General features: G+C 67.3%; 5 protein-coding genes. 2 read left to right on the forward strand and 3 right to left on the reverse strand.

Annotated features, from left to right (window positions below; translation table 11 throughout):
* From Q0C59_RS17630 to Q0C59_RS17640, 3 genes are all read right to left on the reverse strand, one after another.
* The coding region (locus Q0C59_RS17630) for an SDR family NAD(P)-dependent oxidoreductase (protein ID WP_291217968.1) at positions 1-500 on the reverse strand (500 nt) is incomplete at its 3' end.
* A 7-nt stretch (positions 501-507) separates the two neighbouring features.
* Entirely contained in the window at positions 508-1,458 is a 951-nt protein-coding gene (locus tag Q0C59_RS17635; protein WP_291217970.1) for a pyridoxamine 5'-phosphate oxidase family protein, read from the reverse strand.
* A complete protein-coding gene (locus Q0C59_RS17640; protein WP_291217971.1) occupies positions 1,455-2,078 on the reverse strand; it encodes a glutathione S-transferase family protein in 624 nt (207 codons plus the stop codon). The genes Q0C59_RS17635 and Q0C59_RS17640 overlap by 4 nt, the downstream gene beginning before the upstream one ends.
* A 101-nt stretch (positions 2,079-2,179) precedes the next feature.
* On the opposite strand from Q0C59_RS17640, the gene Q0C59_RS17645 reads away from it, so the two are divergent.
* Positions 2,180-3,085: a LysR family transcriptional regulator gene (locus Q0C59_RS17645; RefSeq protein WP_291217973.1), complete on the forward strand. Its 906-nt coding sequence runs from the start codon at positions 2,180-2,182 to the stop codon at positions 3,083-3,085.
* Positions 3,082-4,475 (forward strand): glutathione-disulfide reductase (gene gorA, locus Q0C59_RS17650; protein WP_291217975.1); only part of this gene is annotated, 1,394 nt, incomplete at its 3' end. The genes Q0C59_RS17645 and gorA, both read left to right, overlap by 4 nt.

A 4,475-nucleotide genomic window follows, 5' to 3' on the forward strand; every position in this document is an offset into this window, starting at 1 on the left:
TTGGACGCGCGGTAGGCGTACCAGCCGCCGAGCGCGTTGTCGCCGATGCTGCCCACGCGAGCCGAGAGAAACGCCGCCACGCTGCGGCCCTGTTTGGGCAGCAATGGCAGAAAGTGCCGCATCACCAGCGCCGGACCCACCGCGTTGATCAGGAAGTTGTGCTGCAAGGCGTCGGTGTTCAGGTGTTGCCACGAGCGCTCGGGCTCGGCATGTTGGCCACTCGCCGTGTCGCCGTGCAGGAAGCCGGTGGCCACGATCATGCGCTGCAGCGGCAGGCCGGTTTGCGCCATGCAATCGGCCACATGTTGGGCGCAGTTCGCCACGGTTTTTTCATCGGTGTAGTCCAGGGCGGGCTGCGTGCTCCGACCCAGTGACAGCACCTCAAAACCTTGCGCCTTCAGCCCCGCCACCAGCGCGGCGCCGATGCCACCGGTGCCGCCGATCACCACCGCCAGGCCTTGGGTTTCGTGGGAGTGGTCGGACTGGGATGCAAGGGTCATGGAGCCATTATCTGGATGGCCAATAACCCGTGCCGGCGAGGTGGGGCGAGCGTTCGGCGGGGCCCCAGTGCAGCGGCAGTCCACCTTGCACGTGCAGGGCGTGCGTAACGTCCAGCCGCAGCAGGCGCTGCGCACCTGCAAAGCCTGCGAGCTCTGCGCCGTCCCACACCACACAGGCGCGCGCCGCGAGGTAAAGCCGGTCTCCGCGCTCGAAGTCCAGGAACAGCAGACCCGCCAGCGGATGCACCGCGATGTTGCCCAGCGTGTTGAAAAACTGGTTGCCCACGAAGTCGGGCACGGTGAGGCGGTCCCCCTCGACCTTCACGAATCCCGGCGCGCCGCCGCGGTGCGAGACGTCCACCCCGTGGCGCGGCTCGTACGCCCGGGCCGCATCGGGGTGTGCGGTGGCGATGAAGAAGGTGTCGACCGAGCGGATCAGCTCGGATGCGGCTTCGGTGAGGCCCGGCCCCTGGTGCAACACCCGGCCAGCGGGCGTTTCGGGCACCCATGCCGGTTCGCGCGCCTGGATGTACTTGGGGCAGTTGCCGAAGCTCTGGCCCACCTCGACCAGCAGGCCATCGTCTTGCACATGTGCGGTGCCGTTCATGCGGTTGCGCCGGCGCGTGTGCGGCTGCATGCCGAGCAGGCCCAGCGCTGCGCCTTCGCGCAGCGTGCGCTGCAAGGGGTCGTGGGGCAGCGCCAGGGCGCGGATGTGCAGGTGCGTGGGGTCGGGCGACTGCATGAAGCCCGGTGCACCCGCGAGCACGCTGGCCCAGGGCTGGCCCTGGCCGTCCACGCTGCCCACCACCACAAAAGGCAGCAGACCGAAAAACTCGCGGTGCTGGTCGGGCATGTGGTCGCGCATCACACGCGGGCCGATCTGCGCCATCTGCGCCTGCACGCCCACGCGCGCCTGCAGGGCTTGTTCACCCGCGTGAAAGGCCGCATTGGTGCTCATGCTGCAAGCCCGATGGGCAGCTTGAGCATGGGCACGAACCCGGGCAAGGCTTCGATGCGCGCCAGCCACGCCCGAACGGCAGGGTAGGGTTGCAGCGACACCAGTCCCTCGGGCGCGCGCGCCACGTAGGCGTAGTGCGCCACGTCGGCGAGTGTGGCGCGCTCGCCCACGAGAAACGGCGTTCGACCCAGTTCCGCCTCCATGAACTGCAACAGGCCTTCAGCGCGCGCGATGGCATCCTTCGGATCGGTCGGCAGCTTGAACAGCTGCACCACGCGGGCCGCGGCCGGCCCAAAGGCCAGCGGGCCCGCCGCCAGCGACAGCCAGCGTTGCACCCGCGCCGCGCCCACCGGATCGCGCGGCAACCACTGGCCCGGCGCGTACTGCGCCTCCAGGTAGACCAGAATGGCGTTGGAATCGGCCAGCGTCACATCACCATCGCGCAGCACCGGCACCTGCCCGAGCGGGTTCATGGCCAGAAACGCGGGCAACTTGTGGGCTTTGGCAGCAAGGTCCACGTCGATGCTGTCAAACGGCAGCCCGAGCAGCGATAGGAACAGTTCGACTCGGTGGCAGTGGCCCGAGACGGCGTTGCGGTAGAGCTGGAGGGTGGGTTTCATGGAGACTTCTGGGTGGTGAGGTCGCCATCTTGTTTGTTGCGGCCGGTTTCGCAAATACCCGCTGTCACACATCACTGCTCCACAAATCGGTTTAATAGCGCATGGACAAATTCCGCGCCATGAACACCTTCGTGCAGATCGCCGACGCCGGCAGCCTCACAGCGGCGGCCTGGGCCATGGGCGCATCCTTGCCCGCGGTGGTGCGTTTGCTCGCAGCCTACGAAGCCGATCTGGGCGTGCGCCTGTTCAACCGCACCACGCGGCGCATTTCGCTCACCGAAGAAGGCCGCCGCCACCTGGAGAGCTGCCGCGCACTGCTGGCTGCGGTGAGCGACGCCGAAGCCGACCTGAAAAACGACGCGACCGAGCCCACGGGCCAGCTCACCATCACCGCGCCCGTGCTGTTTGGCCAGATGCACGTGGCGCCCATCGTCACGCGCTTTGCGCAACACCACCGCCAGATGCGCTGCCGCATGATGCTCATGGACCGGGTGGTGAACCTGCTCGAAGAAGGCATCGATGTGGGCATCCGCATCGGCCACCTGCAGGACTCCAGCCTGGTGGCCCTGCCGCTGGGTGAGATGCGCCATGTGGTGGTGGCCAGCCCGGCGTTTCTGCGCGAACACGGCAGGCCGTCGCACCCGAACGATTTACTCAAGGCCAACTGCGTGCGCGTGGTCGACCACACCCCCACCTGGGGCGTGTTTCGCGACGGCAACAAGACCCTCAAGCTCAGCGTGAGCGGCAATCTGGAGTTCAATCACATTGCCCCCGCCGTGCAGGCCTGCGCGGCGGGCGCGGGCTTCGGCCAATTCCTCTGGTACCAGGTGGCACCGCAGCTGAACAGTGGAGAATTGCAGACGGTGCTGGATGGCTTTGAGGACACACCCCGCCCCATCCACGTGGTCTACCCCCACGCCCGCCTGCTGCCCACGCGCACGCGGGCCTTCATCGATTTCATCCGCCAGGAACTCAAGGGCTTCGCGCCCGGGAACACACCACCATGACGACAACAACATTTGACTTCGACCTCTTCGTGATCGGCGGTGGCAGCGGAGGCGTGCGAGCCGCGCGCATGGCTGCGCAGCGCGGTGCGCGCGTGGCGCTGGCCGAGGTGCTGGGCACCGATGGCCTGGGCGGCACCTGCGTGAACGTGGGCTGCATTCCAAAGAAGCTCTACAGCTATGCAGCGCACTACGCAGAGTCGTTCGAGGAGTCGCACGGCTTCGGATGGGAGGGCGCGAAGCCCACCCTGAACTGGACCACGCTGAAATCCAACCGCGCCAAAGAGATCTCCCGCCTCAACGGTGTGTACGGCAACCTGCTGCGCGGCTCGGGCGTCACCGTGCTCGACGGCTTCGCGAGCCTCACCGGCGCGCACGGCATTGCCCTGGCCACACTCAACGCCGACGGCTCGCCCGGTCACCAGGCGTTCACGGCGCAGCACATCCTGATCGCCACCGGCGGCACGCCGCACGTGCCGCATTTTGTGGGGCGCGAACACGCGATCACATCCAACGAGATCTTCGATCTGGAGCCCTTTCCCCAGCGCCTGCTGGTGGTGGGTGGTGGCTACATCGCGAGCGAGTTCGCCTCCATCTTCAACGGACTGGGCTCGCAAGTGACCCAGCTCTACCGAGGCGGGCAGATCCTGCGCGGCTTTGACGACGAGATCCGCCACTTCGTGGCCGCCGAGATGCGCAAGGCCGGTGTGGACCTTCGCCTGAACGCCGACGTGGTCGACATCCGCAAAACCGCCGAAGGGCTGCACGTGGAGTGCGGGGGCGGTACTGTGGTGATGGTGGACGCGGTGCTTTACGCCACCGGCCGCGTCCCCAACGTGAAAGACCTCGGGCTGGAGGCCGTGGGCGTGGCCCAGGGTGCGCAGGGCGAGGTGATCGTGGACGCCAACTACCGCACCAATGTGCCCTCGGTGTTCGCCGTGGGCGATGTGACCAACCGCGTGCAGCTCACGCCGGTCGCACTCGGTGAGGCCATGGTGGTGGTGGACCAGCTGTTCGGCCCCGCCGCCGGCAAGCCGCCGCGCAGCATGGCGTACGAGTTCATCCCCACCGCCGTGTTCACGCACCCGAGCATCGGCACCGTGGGCTACGGCGAACAGGCAGCGCGCGAGAAGTTTGGTGCCGTGACGATCTTTCGCAGCGAGTTCAAGGCGCTCAAACACACGCTCTCGGGCAGCACCGAACGCACGCTCATGAAGCTGGTGGTCGACACCGCGAGCGACCGCGTGGTGGGCCTGCACATGGTGGGCGCCGAAGCGGGCGAGATCGTGCAGGGCTTTGCGGTGGCCATGAAGGCGGGCGCGACCAAGGCGGTGTTCGACAGCACCATCGGCATCCACCCGACTGCGGCTGAAGAGTTCGTGACGATGCGCGA

This window comes from Hydrogenophaga sp. (genome assembly GCF_022844385.1).
Lineage (GTDB): Bacteria > Pseudomonadota > Gammaproteobacteria > Burkholderiales > Burkholderiaceae_C > Hydrogenophaga.